Annotated in this window: 19 protein-coding genes and 1 CRISPR repeat array; of the genes, 17 read left to right on the forward strand and 2 right to left on the reverse strand. The window is 47.4% G+C overall.

Going from position 1 to position 16,271, the window contains the following annotated elements; genetic code table 11:
- Nucleotides 1-111 precede the first annotated feature (111 nt).
- The 17 genes from E0765_RS07155 to cas2 all read left to right on the forward strand — a co-directional run bounded on the left by E0765_RS07155 (nucleotide 112) and on the right by cas2 (nucleotide 11,109).
- Complete coding sequence (locus E0765_RS07155; RefSeq protein WP_132812545.1) at nucleotides 112-978, forward strand: ArdC family protein; 867 nt, start codon at nucleotides 112-114, stop codon at nucleotides 976-978.
- A complete protein-coding gene (locus tag E0765_RS07160; RefSeq protein WP_132812546.1) occupies nucleotides 975-1,490 on the forward strand; it encodes a hypothetical protein in 516 nt (171 codons plus the stop codon). The genes E0765_RS07155 and E0765_RS07160 overlap by 4 nt, the downstream gene beginning before the upstream one ends.
- Before the next feature lie 12 nt (nucleotides 1,491-1,502).
- Entirely contained in the window at nucleotides 1,503-1,673 is a 171-nt protein-coding gene (locus E0765_RS12855; protein WP_223175684.1) for a DUF6011 domain-containing protein, read from the forward strand.
- Nucleotides 1,674-1,773: 100 nt separating this feature from the next.
- Complete coding sequence (locus E0765_RS07165; RefSeq protein WP_132812547.1) at nucleotides 1,774-2,208, forward strand: hypothetical protein; 435 nt, start codon at nucleotides 1,774-1,776, stop codon at nucleotides 2,206-2,208.
- Nucleotides 2,209-2,266: 58 nt separating this feature from the next.
- Complete coding sequence (locus E0765_RS07170; RefSeq protein WP_132812548.1) at nucleotides 2,267-4,396, forward strand: DUF4942 domain-containing protein; 2,130 nt, start codon at nucleotides 2,267-2,269, stop codon at nucleotides 4,394-4,396.
- A gap of 99 nt (nucleotides 4,397-4,495) precedes the next feature.
- A complete protein-coding gene (locus tag E0765_RS07175; RefSeq protein WP_132812549.1) occupies nucleotides 4,496-4,750 on the forward strand; it encodes a hypothetical protein in 255 nt (84 codons plus the stop codon).
- Nucleotides 4,734-5,039 carry a hypothetical protein gene (locus tag E0765_RS07180; protein ID WP_132812550.1) on the forward strand — a complete coding sequence of 102 codons (306 nt, stop codon included), beginning with the start codon at nucleotides 4,734-4,736 and terminating at the stop codon, nucleotides 5,037-5,039. The genes E0765_RS07175 and E0765_RS07180 overlap by 17 nt, the downstream gene beginning before the upstream one ends.
- Before the next feature lie 16 nt (nucleotides 5,040-5,055).
- Nucleotides 5,056-5,298, forward strand: coding sequence for a hypothetical protein (locus tag E0765_RS07185; RefSeq protein ID WP_132812551.1), 243 nt, complete (start codon nucleotides 5,056-5,058; stop codon nucleotides 5,296-5,298).
- A 335-nt stretch (nucleotides 5,299-5,633) separates the two neighbouring features.
- Complete coding sequence (locus tag E0765_RS07190) at nucleotides 5,634-6,083, forward strand: hypothetical protein (protein WP_132812552.1); 450 nt, start codon at nucleotides 5,634-5,636, stop codon at nucleotides 6,081-6,083.
- 102 nt (nucleotides 6,084-6,185) lie between these two features.
- Nucleotides 6,186-6,359 (forward strand): hypothetical protein, encoded by a 174-nt coding sequence (locus E0765_RS12525; RefSeq protein WP_165921709.1) that lies wholly within the window; start codon nucleotides 6,186-6,188, stop codon nucleotides 6,357-6,359.
- Nucleotides 6,340-7,302: a hypothetical protein gene (locus E0765_RS07195; protein WP_132812553.1), complete on the forward strand. Its 963-nt coding sequence runs from the start codon at nucleotides 6,340-6,342 to the stop codon at nucleotides 7,300-7,302. Before E0765_RS12525 ends, E0765_RS07195 begins: the two co-directional genes overlap by 20 nt.
- Before the next feature lie 200 nt (nucleotides 7,303-7,502).
- The gene (locus E0765_RS07200) at nucleotides 7,503-8,843 is read left to right on the forward strand and encodes a DNA cytosine methyltransferase (protein ID WP_132812554.1); all 1,341 of its coding nucleotides are present in this window, start codon (nucleotides 7,503-7,505) and stop codon (nucleotides 8,841-8,843) included.
- Between the two features lie 25 nt (nucleotides 8,844-8,868).
- On the forward strand, nucleotides 8,869-9,741 hold the full coding sequence (locus tag E0765_RS07205; protein ID WP_132812555.1) for a hypothetical protein: 873 nt from the start codon (nucleotides 8,869-8,871) through the stop codon (nucleotides 9,739-9,741).
- A gap of 1 nt (nucleotide 9,742) precedes the next feature.
- On the forward strand, nucleotides 9,743-10,060 hold the full coding sequence (locus E0765_RS07210; RefSeq protein ID WP_132812556.1) for a hypothetical protein: 318 nt from the start codon (nucleotides 9,743-9,745) through the stop codon (nucleotides 10,058-10,060).
- A gap of 154 nt (nucleotides 10,061-10,214) precedes the next feature.
- Nucleotides 10,215-10,436 carry a hypothetical protein gene (locus tag E0765_RS07215; RefSeq protein ID WP_132812557.1) on the forward strand — a complete coding sequence of 74 codons (222 nt, stop codon included), beginning with the start codon at nucleotides 10,215-10,217 and terminating at the stop codon, nucleotides 10,434-10,436.
- A gap of 167 nt (nucleotides 10,437-10,603) precedes the next feature.
- Entirely contained in the window at nucleotides 10,604-10,792 is a 189-nt protein-coding gene (locus E0765_RS07220) for a hypothetical protein (protein ID WP_132812558.1), read from the forward strand.
- A gap of 11 nt (nucleotides 10,793-10,803) precedes the next feature.
- On the forward strand, nucleotides 10,804-11,109 hold the full coding sequence (cas2, locus tag E0765_RS07225; RefSeq protein WP_132812559.1) for a CRISPR-associated endonuclease Cas2: 306 nt from the start codon (nucleotides 10,804-10,806) through the stop codon (nucleotides 11,107-11,109).
- 110 nt (nucleotides 11,110-11,219) lie between these two features.
- A CRISPR array of direct repeats spans nucleotides 11,220-12,111; the repeat unit is 36 nt; unit sequence ATTATACCGTATTTAAAAGTGAGAAGGTAGTACGGT.
- A gap of 10 nt (nucleotides 12,112-12,121) precedes the next feature.
- On the opposite strand, the gene cas1 is transcribed toward cas2, so the two are convergent.
- Together cas1 and cas9 are read right to left on the reverse strand one after the other, a co-directional pair.
- The gene (cas1, locus tag E0765_RS07230) at nucleotides 12,122-13,024 is read right to left on the reverse strand and encodes a type II CRISPR-associated endonuclease Cas1 (RefSeq protein WP_132812560.1); all 903 of its coding nucleotides are present in this window, start codon (nucleotides 13,022-13,024) and stop codon (nucleotides 12,122-12,124) included.
- Between the two features lie 3 nt (nucleotides 13,025-13,027).
- Nucleotides 13,028-16,012 carry a type II CRISPR RNA-guided endonuclease Cas9 gene (cas9, locus tag E0765_RS07235; protein WP_132812561.1) on the reverse strand — a complete coding sequence of 995 codons (2,985 nt, stop codon included), beginning with the start codon at nucleotides 16,010-16,012 and terminating at the stop codon, nucleotides 13,028-13,030.
- Nucleotides 16,013-16,271 lie beyond the last annotated feature (259 nt).

Genomic DNA, 16,271 nt, shown 5'->3' on the forward strand with positions numbered 1-16,271 from the left:
AGGCTTTTAGAAAAAACTACACAAATCAACACTAAAACAGCCCGACAGGGAGACAAAGTTTCCCTGCGGGGTTTTATTGTCTTCTCGTTGGGTTCCAAACAGGAGCTACCAATGAAAAATTCAGTTTACGACATCGTTACAGATGCAATTCTTGCGCAAATCGAACAAGGCGTTATCCCTTGGCATAAGCCTTGGGCGACGGTCAAACCATACAACTTCAAAACCGGCAAAGAGTATCGCGGTGTAAACCCAATTCTTTTATCCGGCGCTACTGATCCGCGTTTCCTGACCTTCAATCAAGCCAAAGAGCTTGGTGGTAACGTAAAGAAGGGTGCCAAATCTCACATCGTTGTGTTTTGGTCACCATTGAGCGTTAAAACGGTCAAAGATGAGGAGAGCGGCGAGGAGCTGGTTGATTCAAAAAGCCTTGGAAAGTTTGTCCTCAAATATTACCGCGTATTTTGTGCGAGTGATATTGAGGGTATCGATTTTGGGCCATTGCCGGTTCCGGTAAAAGAGTTCAATCCGATCGATGCAGCGGAACAGGTCTGGAACGATTACAAGAACCGCCCTGCGTTTGTCATGGGTGGCAATAAAGCATGCTACTACCCCTCCAGAGACCAAATACAGATGCCTTTGAAAGAGGTGTTTGAATCTCCGGAGGAATACTATTCGACGCTCTTTCACGAAATGGGACACAGCACGGGTCACCCAACGCGGTTAAACCGCAAAGGGATTGCCGAATTCAATGGCTTTGGCACTCACACATACTCGTATGAGGAATTGGTTGCCGAAATGACTGCCGCGTTCTTGTGTACCCATGTCGGGATCGAAAACACAATTCAAAACTCCGCTTCCTATATCAAGGGTTGGGCTTCAAAACTCAAAGAGGATACGAAAATGATCGTATTGGCTGCAAGTCAAGCTCAAAAGGCTTCTGATTTGATCCTTGGTGTTAACAAGGGAGGTGTGGAATGAGAGATATTAAATTCAAAGGGCTGACTACTAAAAACAAATGGGTTTATGGCAGCCTTGTTATAACAACTCACGGAATCAAACACATGCCTCACACCCATACAAAAACATGGATTATTGAGTCTGCGTTTGGTAACGGTGGCTGGTTTAGTATTGGAATGAAACAATATGTTAGACCCGAAACAGTGTGCGAATTTACTGGTCAATATGATGGTGATTTTGGCACTGAGATATACGAAGGGGATATTGTCTTGGTTGGTGCAAAAAGGGGAATCGTTGAAATTATCAACGGTAACACCTATGTAGCATTTGCCAACAACGATCTTGAATTGTTGAGTGATATCAAACAGATGACTTCGGTGATCGGGAATAAAAACGACAAAACCAACAACGCACGTAAAGTGCTTCAACTAATGGACAATGACTATTCTTATTGTGATGCGGTCGCGCTTGTTTGTAAAGAAACGGGTGCTGATCGTCAACAACTCGAAAAGGAACTCGATCCGTTTATTTAAAAAGGGGAACGCATGAAATGCGCTTGCTGTAATCGAATCATAACTGATCCTGTCTCAGTATCAACGGGCTTCGGTCCGGTGTGCAGAGAAAAGCTTGGATTAGTGACGGTTCACACAAAAATCAATGGCAAAAAGAGTTATAAGATAGCCCGTCAAACGACTATCTGGGACTTTTTGGCTTAGTCGACAAAGACTTTTTCTGTTTCTCCCATTAGGGAGTTCGTACTTGTACGGCTCCTTACGGGGCTGTACTATTTTTACAGTCCATCGGAGGGGCATAACAATGACGGAAACCAAACAATTCATCGACAACAACCAATCCTTTTTCTTTGGCAAAGCCGATGCTGTCGAAACTGCCAAAAAGGATCTGGAGATTTTCCATCAGCGAGAAATCCTAAACTCAAAAATTGATCGAAGCGGCGGCCCTATCAATGGTGACATCGTTATCATCAACGGAGTCGTCAAATTCGTTTCATTGGATCGATTTCGCGAAAGCGGAACGATTCAGGTCTGCGATAGCGGATCGTTTCATCTTTTTTCGGATGGAGGGCTTGATTTTTCAGGCACTCACAATTTCGGAAAAATTGAAATTTCGTCGCTTGTAAATACGACCGTCACTGGATCGCTGAACTGCTGGATCTTTTCCGGCGATGATGCTGGTCCTGGACGTCGCGTGAATTGGAAAATCAACGTCCCAGTTTGGGAAATTGCCAAATAATCTTCGCCCCCTCGCGGGGTTAGTAAAAAAAATACTTTCAAAAAATGGAGCTACCACCATGAAAAATCAAGATAAAAAAATGTCAGTCACACAAATCGTTGATCAACTCAAAGCCTCAAACGAGGATTTTGAGTGGTATCCAACCACGAGAGAGATCATTGAGGCGATGTACTGGGACATCCGCGGCGAAGAGAGAGAAGACGAGAGTGTTTATCGATGCGAACGGAAACACGTTTCCATCCTCGATATCGGTGCAGGAAACTGCAAACTCTTTTCAACGATCAGAGCAATTGCCGACGAACAACCGGACCTCGACGATTACTATTACCATGCAGGCGGCAGCAAGTCTATCCGCGACGGATATGAGAAGCGGCCGAATCAGGTACATATCTCAAAATACATGGCAATCGAAAAGTCTCAAACGCTGATCGATGCCATGCCTAACGACGTCTTCGTCGTGGGGACCGATTTCAACGAAAACACTCTGATCGACAAGCGGGCCGATATCGTATTTTGTAACCCGCCGTATTCACAATACGCGCAGTGGACCGAACGGATTATCAAGGAGGCGAACGCCGACTATGTGTATCTGGTCATTCCGCAGCGCTGGGGTAAAAACAAATCGGTCCTGCAAGCACTCAAAGCCCGAAAGGCTACGGTTAAACTTGTTGGTTCGTTTGACTTTCTCAACAGCGAAGACCGCAAAGCAAGAGCGAAAGTCTCTTTGCTGAAAGTTGAACTGGCAGTGAAATACTCCAAATATCATGATGCCCAAGCCCATGTCGATCCATTCGATCTGTGGTTTAACGAAACGTTCAGTGTTGAGGCAGACAAAGCCAGCGATGGCTACGAAACCGACTACACCAAGCGTCAGGGGCAGAAAGCTTCCCATAAAGAGAAGGTGCGAAACGCTCTGGTGAGCGGGCGCGATCTGGTGACTATCCTGGTCGAGCTTTACAACCATGAGTTGGAGCATCTGATTGGCAACTACAAGAAGGTCACGGAACTCGATCCGGATATCCTCAAAGAGCTCGGCGTAAAAGTCGGCGCTCTCAAGGATGGACTGAAACAGAAAATTTCCGGCCTGAAGGTGTTGTATTGGGAAGAAATCTTTGAAAACCTTGAACAGATTACAAGCCGCCTGACAAGCCGCTCAAGAGATTCGATGCTGAAAACGCTTATGGCGAACACCAGTATCGATTTCACGGCAACAAACGTCTATTCGGTAGTGATCTGGGCTATTAAGAACGCAAACCAATACTTTGATCAACAAATGATTGAAGTGTATGATCAGTTCATTTCTGAAGAGGGTTTGAAATTCTATAAATCCAATCAACACTTTCTGAAAGACACGTTTCGATATTGTCGTAGTGACTTGGATAAAAAAGGGATTAAATATGCCCTTGACTATCGCATCGTGCTTCACGATTACCCGGAGTATTGGGAGAGCAGAGATAATGTGCTTTCGGTTAAGCAGATCACTAGAATTAATGATCTGATTATTGTGGCAAAAAATCTTGGATTCTCAATTGATGGGTTTATGAATAAAGTCCGCCTGGGAGAGAAAGATTTCGTCTATTTCAAAGTGCCGGGCGACAGAAAACTAACTAAAGGAACCAAAACGCATCTTGGAAGAATTGATGAGGTTTATGAGCAGACGGAAGATAACGGTAAAAAGTGGATGCAGTATCTGATTGACGGTCAATACTACCACGGATCAATCGTCCGAATTGAAGATGACATTTTCACGACTGTAAAAGGTTTTAAAAATGGAAATGTGCATTATCAGCTGAACCAAAAATTCATCAAGAAACTAAACCTCGAAGTAGGTCGCTTGCGTGGATGGATTAAATCACCGGCAGAAGCGGCGGAAGAATTCGACATTACTGCGGAAGAGGCAAATGAGTATTGGAATTCCAATTATCAGATGCTTCCATCACACGTCGGAAACCTTTTGCCTGCATCTCCTGCGGCTGAACCTGAGATCGAAATCGAATCTGAGCCGGTTGTCAGTTTTGACAGTGCCGTTGTTTGCGAAGAGATACCTTTCGAGGTAGAAACTGAAGCGGATGCGGTCCCGGTGTTGGATGAAGAGTTGGTGGACATCGTTGAAATCGATGCGGTGACTGAACCTGAACAGAATAAAAGCGAGGAAGATGCCAAACTCGGCGGACTTTTCGCGGCGTAAATCATAACCCCTTATTGGGAGAACAATCTCCCGCAGGGGAGTATTGTGTCTCCTTCATCAGATCCTTGAGGTCGCATCGTGCTTGGAGGCACACCACAAATGATTACTTCAATCACAGAAGAGCAGTTCAACATGCTGCTTGGGTTCAAATATCATATCTGGACCTACTACCACGAAAACGACGCGTCGTTCGATGCTATGCGCTGGGCAGAAATGCTCGACAAGGCTGGAATCAACTGGTTCGTGCAAAACACGGTCGCCATCTTGATGGAAACGAGAGCCAACGGGTTCTCTTCTTTGGCTGGATTATTGAAAGCCAAGGGAATTGAGGTGCGAAATGATCGTTGTGCATGATCTCTATAAAAACAGAGCCTATCTCTGCGCTTCGCCAGACAAGGCGAAAAAAGGTGATGAAGCAGGCGTAAAGCTCGCGCTTGATCGCCGCGAGACCATTGAGGTAGGTAAAACCATCTACGAATACAATATCGCCCTAAACCGCTTCATCGCGGCCAACGGACGACAGTGGAAAAAATCTCTGCGTGACGCATGGGAAAGCGGGATCTATCCTGGTTCTACTCCGAAAACGGATGTCCCGGCGTTGCAGCGTCTCAGAAACAACGCTATCCCGATTCATGGGGTATAGGCACAAAGGAGGTGCTATGCGCTTTATACGAAAACTCAAAATAAAAGGATTGCGACTGTATCGCAAAGCGGTTCGCCGAAACATTGTCGCCTATTTTGGTGACTTGATGTATGAGGCGGGCGTTGTGATGTTTACCACAGGCGTTATCGGATATTTCTTTATCAAAGACGATAAACTTGATGATGTGACCATCTTCAAGCTCTTCCTCTATGGTATAATCGTCTTTACGATCGGCTTCGTCTTGAAGCTGGCAAAATAAGGAGATGTCATGCAACTGATTGACTGGATTGCTATCCCGATGATTCTCATCGGTTCGGTACTGCTGATTGGCATGTACTTTAACAGCAAAAAGAAACATCACCGCCGCAAACCTGCACACAGCTAAAAAATCCCCTTTTTAACCTCTTTTCCTACTGAGGCCCGAGAAATCGGGAAGGGGTTTCTACATCAAAAAACTTGCATTTGCCACCCAGAGAGGGAGCCTCAAAACTCCCAATGGGGGTAATGTAGCTCTTTTTCTGGATCGCAAAATCCACTCAACACCACAAAATTCTAAATCCTCATGGTGTTGTTTCAGAGGTAAAGGAGCTACCAATGCTAAATGAAAAATATGAAGTGCTTCATGCACTTATCAAGGATGCCAAAGCAATTTACTGCGACGGAAATATCTCAAATCTGGGGACTTACGAGTTTGATTCAGAGGTTGAATGGGCTGCTTTTGTGCGCGGCCTTGAGGCTATGTGTGGATGGAATGATTACCGTCACATTGAGGACCTTGAGGCAGACGACTACGAGCGGATGAGAGACGAAAATCCTGAATTGTACAAAGGTGTTTGCGCGCTCACGGGGATGAAGCTTTGCAATGACTGTTGCGGTCTTTTTCATAAATCTGAATTTGACGATGAAGGGCTTTGCCCGGACTGCCAAGAGGAAGAAGAAGAAGAGGAGAAATCATGGTGCCCATCCTGTAAAATGGATATGCACTTTGACGAGATCGGCAACTGTAAAGGTTGCGGCAACTCCATTGATGGGGGCGCTGTATGAAGACCTTAAAAGAATTCAAATAAAAGTTGCTCCGAACGGGAGCTGGTCAATTCTGGCCGCCTCCCGAAAGGGATTGGCGTGCCTTTCTCTTTAGGAGCTACCATGAACTCACTAGCATACGAAATTTGCGCCCAAGCGGCGTTAGCCTACAAAACGGCTTTGAAAAACGAGGAACGTTTCAAACTGGAGATGATCGAGAGTCTAAAAAAGGTGAAAGCCGAAATTGAGGCTCTTTTTGCCAGCAAAGGGGGAAGCAATGAACTCTCTGCGGCTTGATTTTCGGGAGACGTTCTCCGACCTCACCATCCTCTCTATGGGGCTTGGCCAGGATAGCCACGCCATCCTCTTTAAAATCGTGCATGATCCGGTGTTTAAGGCCAGATACGCTCCGCACAAACTGTTGGTGCTTTTCGCCGAAACCGGCAATGAGCATCCGCATACCTATGACTACATGCGGGATGTCACTATTCCGTTTTGCAGGGAGCATGGGATTGAGTTCGTCCACATCGTGCCAGAAATGGGATACCACGGTGAGACATGGCAATCTTTGACTCATCAATGGGAATGCGGCACACCAACAATCGGTTCGGTGGCCTATCCAAAAACATGCACCCACAACCTCAAACTGGTCCCGCAATATCGTTTTGTAGAGGACTGGATTGCAGAACGCTATGAAGGCATCCGCAATAACGGCCGCAAGCAGGCTTACGTCCAGTTTGCCAAGTATTACGGAAAGATCCGGTGGCTTGTCGGTATCGCCAAAGGGGAGGAATCCCGCGTGGCTGACGCCGAAGCCGAAACGGCTCTGTGGAAAAAGCAGGCGATCACGGTGGAATATCCGCTGATCGATGTCGGCTTGGACCGCTCTGGCTGTCAGGCATATATCAAGTCGCTCGGCTATCCGTTGCCGATGCCCTCAAATTGTATGTTCTGCCCTTACGGATGCAATGGGATGGAGTTGTTGTGGATGTACCACAGCTACCCGGATCGTTTTCACGAATGGGCGGAATACGAGCAAAAAAAACTTGATGCGCACTCAAGCGCGGAACGAAATCTTGGTGTTTCCGGGAAGCTTCATAAAGACGGCCCGAGAAAAGGAGAGGCGGTAACGCTGATCGATCTGGTTGAGCAATACAAACGGGATTTCCCGGATGTTACTCTTGAGCAGCTCCAAGAATGGAAATGGTCCCACGGACATTGCGTTAGCAGCAAATACTGAGGTGCATATAATGAAAACCTACTTCCTTGGCTACTCATTTGAGATAGCCCAAGAAAAATCCCGCTGGTGCTTTACCGTCCGAAACTCGGCCGGGTACATCTGCGACGGTGGGTACTCGCGAACACAAAATGGCGCAGAAAGAAAAGCTCGAAAAATGATCAAGCTTTTTGCGTCCTATTAAAACAAAAACAGGAGCTACCATGAAAGAAGAAATCGTACTTAAAGTCGGCGCAAACAAGGCGCGCCCAAATACCCGCCGGATCTGGTGTCAAAGCCAAATTCTTTCAAAATACGGGTTTGAGAAGGCAACCGCCTACATGATCACCTATGATATGGAAAATGCCCAAATCATCATCGAATCTTCGGTGATCGGCGAGCGCACCGTGTCCGGAACTGAAAAACGCCCCATCATTGACATCGAGAATGTCAAGATCAAGGAGATGTTCGAAGGGGTCGGTCACGTCCATATCGAGGTGTCGCAGGATTGCATCGTCGTGTCTGCGTCCGATAGAGCAAAGATGCTCAAAAACGCCCGACGAAAGGCAAAAGAAAACGATTCGACGTTCGTAGAGCTGTACTGCGGTGGCGGGACCCTATCATCAGCGATGATGGATGCAGGGTTTACGCCGATATGCGCGGTCGATATGGACGTTGAGCAAAACAGCATCAATAAAACAAAAGAGGAAGAGGGAATATACCACTCTATCAACGTGCTTGAGACGTACCGGGCAAATTTCCCTGACTGCAAAGTGATACAGGCTCCGGTCAATCAGATCGACATGCGCAAGCGTTTACCGCAGGCGGGTGTTCTGGTGGCAGGGATTCCGTGTCAATCTGCCTCAAAGCAGGGTGTCACCAAGCGAAAGCAAACCGGAGCGGCAATCAGAGATGAGGCCTTGCCCCAGTTGGTGTTTCCAGTCATCGAGGCGGTATTAGCGGTCGAACCTCACACCGTGCTGATTGAAGAGGTAGAAGGCTTTGCCAATTCATACAGTGCCGACTTTCTAAAAGCGGTGCTCGAAGATTTTGGCTATACCATCCATGAAAACTTCGTGGACGGGAAAGAGCTCAATGCCATGTCAAAACGGCGGCGCTACTGCATGGTGGCAACGGTTGTAGAAAAATTTAAATTCATCTTCAAACCCCTTGAACCCAAAACGATCGGTTCAATCATCGAAGGCAATGTGGAAGATCATGAGTGGAAAGCTTTTGAAAACTACAAAGCCAGAGAGGAAAAAAACCTCGCAGAAGGCAGAAACTTCACCATGAATGTAATCCGTTACGATGACACGATTACCGGAACCTTTGGGGCTGGTTATGCGAAGTGTCGCGTCTCAGAGCCACTGCTTGCCCATCCAGATCCAGATACCGAGCTCTTCCGGCTGTTTACGGCCAGAGAAATCGCCAGAATACACGGCCTGAGCGAGGATTACATCCTCCCGGACAGCTTCACAGCTGCGTGTCATGTTCTTGGCAACGGGGTTCTGGCTTCGGGATGGAGACAGGTTGCGCATTCAATCAAAGCCGCCTTGGCGGCATAAAAAACAATTCAACAGGAGCTACCAAATGAAATCAGTTGTAAATTATCCCGATCGCGGGAAATGGGGAAAATCAAGTTGGCGTGGAAACACGTCTGGACACATCATTGTCGATTTGATCGAGCACTTCCAGCCGAAACTTTTTGTTGACGTATGCGAAGGAAGCGGCACGAGCGGCGATGTATGCCTGGATATGGGCGTTCAGTATGTTGGTCTCGACCTGCATAAGGGCAACGACTTTACTCGGGACTTTGTTCTGAGTCAGCTGCCGCGCCCGGCCGATATCTGTTTTTCTCATCCGCCTTATGGGCAGATGATCCAATACAGCGGAGCTGTCTGGGGAAATACTCCGGTGGCTGGTGATACATCGCTTTGCGGTGTTGATGAGTTCATCGAGAAGTCCCAAGTAATGCTCTTGAACCAGCGCGAGGCGACTCGCGATGGAGGCATTTACGCCACGTTAATCGGCGATATGAGAAAGAACGGCGAATACCGTTCCTTCCAATCTGATTTCATTCAGATGATGCCGAAAAACGAATTGCTGAATGTTGTGATCAAAGTGCAGAACAACATGGTGAGCAACAGAACGCAGTACAGCGGGAAGTTTATCCCCATTGAGCATGAATACCTGATTCTCTGGAAAAAGACTGCAAAATCGCTTTATGCGGTTGCGTGGGATACTGCAAAAGAGATCAAGAAGCAGATCGCGGCAACATGGCGCTCGGTTATCCGAATCGCCCTGATGAAGCTCGGCGGAACCGCTGAGTTGAAATCGATCTACGCAGAAGTTGAAAAAATCGCCGGCGAGCTGATTGCCAAAAACAATCACTGGCAGGCGAAAATTCGGCAGCAGCTCCAGATCCACTTCACCAACGTCAAACGCGGCGTATGGGCGGTGTGACATGGATTTCCAAACACTAATGAACCGCATCTCTTCTGATTGGGGTGTCACTGGCTTCCACGATGAGCAATCAGGGAAGTTTATTCGCATTACCGTCACATACGATCACGATTGTGTGTGGGAGGTTTTCGACAGTGGTGACGTCCGCTATGACGAAGAGATCGACAGCATCGAAATCATCGGAAACAAAGAACCTCTGGCTCGCGGGCATTTTGACCCGGCTGATGAGTTTGAAAACGAAATACCAGATCCAGACGAGGAGGAGCGTGTTTGGAATAAGCACCTCACCGAGATCCTGGAAGAGGCAAGAAAGGCATAGTGATCCATACCTGACTCCGGTATCCGCCGAATAGAGCGCTCCATGTGAGCCAATAAGGCGGCCTTGCGTGTTGGTCGGATGTCCCTCCCTGAGCATTCTTTGGAGTGTTCAACGGGGCCATTCGGCCACCATTACTACACACAAGGGGATTCCTATGTTGATCGATGCAAGAACAACCACACCAGACTACTTCGGGACGCAAGCCGCCCTCAATGCACGCAAACCTCAGCCGCGCCGTTCGGCAGTTGTGCAAGTGGAATTAGATGCAAAGCCAAACGGCTTCGTCTTTCGCTTTGCCGCGCTTGCCATGATCGGTGTGACGGCAGCCTATATCGGATTTTCAACATTTTCGTGGGGGGTTGCAGTTGTGGGGTGAGGATGATGGCGACATATTGCGTTCTCCGCAATATGTTCCGGTTGTCAAAAAAGTGTGGATTTTACCTATGAGCCTTGCGTAGTCAGGGCTACACTCTTTCGGATTTTTTGGAGCCTTTAAAGAGAGGGTTTCAAAAAGCTCGAAAACAGAAGCGGAGGTGTTTTAAAATGGGCAAGCTGTATTTTTTCATTATCTTGGCGATCGGGGGGTATTTCTACATGAACCCCGGTCTTTTTGATACGCTAAGGGGCGAAGCGAGTGCTCAGGTGGTGCAGACCGTCGATACGGTGCAGGCAGAAGCCACCAAGAGCGTTATAGAGGCAGTTGGAGGCCCGGACGGCGGGGCAGGGCAATAGAGAGTAGATATTTGAGGATTCTCGTCTTTTTTGACCTGCCAACCGGTACGAAGAAGCAGCGAAAGGCGGCGGCAAAATTTCGCTCATTCTTGATCAAAAATGGATTTGACATGCTCCAGTGGTCGGTCTATATGAGGATCTGTAAAGGACGAGAGTGTATCGAAACATATATGCGCCGCGTGAAACAAAATGTGCCAAAAAAAGGAAGCGTGCGGGTGCTGCCGGTGCCGAACAGCTTCTACGAACGGATGGAAATTGTCGTTGGTGAAAAAACGGAGGTGGAAAAAATTGGGAAGCAGGGGATTTTGGATTTGTAATTTGAAGAAAAGAGATAACCCGTAGGTTAGAGCTCTTCTGACCCGAAGGTCATTGTCGTATTTACCTTCTCACGTTTAAATACAAAAATTATTTTATCGATTTTTTCAATCAATGTCAACATTTAAAAGTGAGAAGGTAGTACGGTGCAAATGTCAAACTCGGATTCACGACCATTATTATACCGTATTTAAAAGTGAGAAGGTAGTACGGTCAATTGGCCCGAGAAATTGCAAGGGAACATATTATACCGTATTTAAAAGTGAGAAGGTAGTACGGTTCGTATGGTGTCATTCAAAAACACTTCGTAATTATACCGTATTTAAAAGTGAGAAGGTAGTACGGTCTCAGTCAAGATCGAACGCCATTTGAGCGTATTATACCGTATTTAAAAGTGAGAAGGTAGTACGGTATCCGCGTTCTCACGGAGATCCTTCGTTGATTATACCGTATTTAAAAGTGAGAAGGTAGTACGGTGTGTTTTTTTGAATCTAAAACACGTAAAGTATTATACCGTATTTAAAAGTGAGAAGGTAGTACGGTCTATCTTTTGTGAACAATTTACTTAAATAATTATACCGTATTTAAAAGTGAGAAGGTAGTACGGTATAAATCGCAGCACTCTGTAGAATCAGCGCAATTATACCGTATTTAAAAGTGAGAAGGTAGTACGGTCTCAAGTGCTATCTCGTGATCGTTCGCAAGATTATACCGTATTTAAAAGTGAGAAGGTAGTACGGTTAGTGAATTTGGAATAGAAGAATATGCTCTATTATACCGTATTTAAAAGTGAGAAGGTAGTACGGTCTTGTTATTCGGTTATTGCTAGAGGTGAGATTATACCGTATTTAAAAGTGAGAAGGTAGTACGGTACGCAATTCCTCCATAATGATTCGCCATGCATTATACCGTATTTAAAAGTGAGAAGGTAGTACGGTTTTCTTGATATTGGCATAAACGGTTGAGCGATTATACCGTATTTAAAAGTGAGAAGGTAGTACGGTAGCCAAATTTCTACCGAAAACCCTCTATTTTAGGCAACTTCAGCACATTTTCGCAGCTTATATAGCATTTTCGCAGCGAATCGACACAAACACCAATGGCATCAGACACGGAAAGCGCCTTCCCATCAATCAAAATCTTCTCTTGTAAAATGCCGACTAACTTCAGCTTTTCCGTTTTATAGATTGTTGGCTGATCAGGTTTTTCTGCAAACATCTCCCGCACAACAACATCCACTATTGGCCGAAATGGCTCAATGATATCGTCAGCAAGATTGCCGGGATTCAGATCACTCGAATGCCAAATTCCAACAGCTGGAAGCAGACCGCTCGCGGCGATTGATCTGAGAATTGCGGCACGAAGAACGGCATAGCCATAGTTGAGAGCATCGTTTCTCGCGTCAATCTCCATGCTTTTGCGAATCAACTTTGGGAAAAGTGTTTTAAAGTGCAATGAAGCGGCATATCCTTCGGTCTGTATCGCATTGTCGATGGCAATTGCTTCGGAGATATTAAAGAGCTCTTTGGACTCTTTTTCGTGCCCAAAAAACTCCAAAGCCTTGGCCTGGTTTGTGATTTTTTGGTGGATGATACTTTGCCAAAGCGCGGCTTTTTTCTCTTCAGGAAACAGCAATTGCGCCTTTGCAAACTGTGCATGGCGCACATTGGCACCGATGGGATTGAGGATGCCGGAGGGCTGATGGTGTTCGTCCACCACAATGAGGGAAATCTTCTCGCTTGCGAAGCGTCCAAGCAGGGCGGACGTGATAGATATTTGCCGATTTTCGATCACAACAGCATCGATGTCGGACAACGAAAGAAATAGAGCTTTCCGACCATCTTTTTCGACAACCACGTTGTTGTATACCAGGCTGATTTTGCTTGGCTCGGAAAAAAAGAGGATGCGCCAGCCCATTTGCTACTTCTTTTTGACTTTTGTTTCTTGCAGTTTTTCGGATTTAACACGATTATAAAAACCGAGCGCGTTGACGGTGTATTTATGGATTACTGGGGAAATTAATACGGGTTGCCATTTTCTGCCATCCGGGTAATACGCCGTGGCCTGATAAGAACTGCGGGCCATCGAGCTTAACCAAACCACCTGTTCATTACCGTCTTTACCAACAATACCGATCAAATTATTTTCGGAAGTGGTGAGCGAAAAGAGAAATTCCGCGCGCTCATGATCAATGACCCCATCTTTATTGGCCGCTTTTTGGCTGAATGGCTTGGCCATATCTGCCGGGGATAGAATCTGGAAAGCATTTTTATCATCAACACGGTAAACATCGATTCTCGCGATGTCCGGTGTTTTACATACACCGATACCTTTTCTTACGCGGACAAAACCATTAGTATCTTTCAATCCTTTTGGGCTTAACACGGTCGCATCATGCGCCTGGCCCGTTGTTGGACGATGTGGTGCATGTGAAATCAGCAAACGCCGACGGATAACGCCGTTTTTATCCGCTTCCGTCCGATCATGCTTAAGCAGCTCGGCGACATCTTTACGGAAAGATGGATACGGCAGATCAAACGATTTTTTCTCTTTTTCCCACTGCGTCTCTTTCCACTTGAAGTGCTGCGATAGCGACTGGATCATCCCCTGTGTGCTAAATGCGACGAGAACAGCATTTAGCACACCCATACGATCGTCGTATTCATGCTGCGCTTCATATCCGATCCATTGACGGCGAAGTTCTGCGGTGAGCCATGCGTTACGGGTGTAGACCTGAATCTTTCCACCGAGGGGGGATTTTGGCATATCAAGGTACTCCTCGAAGAGTTCCTTTATTACCTTCGCAGCATAGGCACGGGAATTTTCAAGGCGTTTTGACGCCGCATCGCCCGCACTTTGCCCATTGAAGTTTTCTTTGAGTAGGCGGTTGACTTTCCCGCGGCCAAGCTTTGCATAGAACGCAGGAGAAGAGAGCAGGGACTTAAACGACTCCCATTTATCCCCATTGTCACCAAACCATTCAAAAGGCGTTTTATCGGCCTTCTCATGCTTCTCTTTGGTGAAGGTGAGGACCATATTCCCGAAGCTCTCATCGAAGCTTCGTGAGCGCGGCAGGATATAGTCGATCGCCGCATAGCCGTCCTCGTACAGGCGCTCGATCGAAATGCGCTCCCCAGTATAGAGGCAGATTTCGTTCTGCTGGCTCCAGAGCATCATCTTCTCGACGTTCTTGCGTGTCGGCTGGATCGAGTCACCAAAAAGCTCTTTGATCTTCGCGGCGGCGATTTTCTTCTGGGCTTCACGCTCGCGTTGTGCCGAATCGATAATCCTCTGTTCGGCCTTGGTATTCATGTCACGCCCAAGCTCGATATGAACTTTGTGAAACTGTCCGTGATAGCGGATGATCTCGTTGACGAGGGTGCGGAGCTTAGAGACGACACGCAGCACGATCGGGTTGTTGACTTCGATGTGGGTTTTCTCCAGCGCAGGAAGGAAGCGGTCTTTTGAGAACGTAGGCATCCCCAGCTCCAGCGCCGCCTGATCGTAGCGTTTCCCTTCGCGCATCTGTGGGAGAATGACATCAAGGGCTTTGTGCGAGATATTGATGGTCTCTTTGAACACCTTTGGGTCGGCCGCATTGATCAGAATCTCGACGATTTCATCGCCCAATCCGAGCTTCCCGAGACGATCTCTCATGCGGTTTTCGCCGCGCTCCACGGTCAGAATAAACGCGACGCGGTTGTAAACCTTCTCCACCTCTCCGAAATAACTTCCAAGGGCGTTTTTGAGAAGATGATAGGCTCTCATCTCGACAAGAGGTTTTTTCTCGTATTTGTAGTCGAGAACGATCTCTTCTTGCGGCTCATCGGCGGATTCGTCAAAAAGGCCGACTTTTGCCTTGGCCACTTTCTTGGAGGCTTTTTTGGTTTTGGTGTCGTACTTGACCCCCTTGAAGGTCCATTCATCACCAAGGCCGAGAAGTTTGCGGATATCGGCATGCGAAATCGAGGGCTTCTCTTTGGCCATCCCCATCAGCTCATCGAGGCCGATAAAAGAGGTGAGCTTCTTTTCGTTCCCGATTCCGGGCATTTCGATGACACAGTTGATGAAGCGGGTGAGGGCGACGAACTCCTCGGCATCGAGCGAGGCTTTGACAGCGCGGGTCTCGTCTGGGAAAAAGGTGCATTTGCCGAGGAGCCGCTCGGTACTCTGCGGATCGGGCACGAAGAACGCGATCTCTTCGAATGCACTCTTCAGCTCGTTTGTCGCAATGGTTGAACCAAGCGCCTGCTGGGCGGCAAAGATGGTCTCTACTTCGCGGCGAAGCAGTGAGCGGTGGATAGAGCGGTCGTAGACCGATTCGAGGACCCCTTTTTTCTCGTTGAGCTGTGGACGGTTGCGTTTTCGCTCCAGTGCCGAGAGGTATTCGCCAATCGTGCGCGATCCGGCCTCCTCCATTGCCAGCGCAAGAGCGCGGCCGCCTTCTTTGAGCTTTCCACTTTCGCCGTCATTGGCATCCATCTCTTCGGCCCTGGTGAACTGATACCCGCGCTTGCCGCCGATGTGATAGAGCACGCGGGCAAGCTCTTCGCCGGTCAATACGGCATCGAGAGCCTTGGCGCGAAGATCCCAGGGTGAGACGATAAAGCGGTTGCGGAACAGCTTGTCGGTGTCGCGGGTATCAATAAGACCCTTCTCGGTAAAAAGCTTGAGCAGGGCGGCTTTGCGACGGCGACGCTTCTTGATGGTGCGACGCGCAATGCGGGCATCACGCCGTGGTTTGTTTGGCGATTCGCCCGTTTTGGGAATTTCTCCGGCGTTAAAGTCGAATCCACCGCAATCGACGAGAATGTTTTCTGTGTTGTCATTTGGGTTGTAATCGATCAGCGCCCAACCGATCCGTTTTTTGGTGATGTCTAGTCCTAAAATGCGTTCTGATACCATGCTGTTATCCTCTTGAAAGTTGTGTTTATTTTAGCGTAAAAGTTGCATACATGCAACCATTTAGGGCGAATTTACAAGTGAATTTTGCAGTTTTTCCGGCAGGCAATAAAGGACGAGAAGCTGATGTATTTGTGCCACTTTTAAGCCCGATCTGTCGCCTACGATTGAACGGATAAGAGCGTTGGTTTTTTCTGTGAATTCGGAGTATGGAGCCCCGAACTCTTTGTGCGAGACCATCTCGACATAAAAAGAGTCGAGG

The organism is Sulfuricurvum sp. IAE1, from assembly GCF_004347735.1.
In the GTDB taxonomy this organism is placed as follows: domain Bacteria; phylum Campylobacterota; class Campylobacteria; order Campylobacterales; family Sulfurimonadaceae; genus Sulfuricurvum.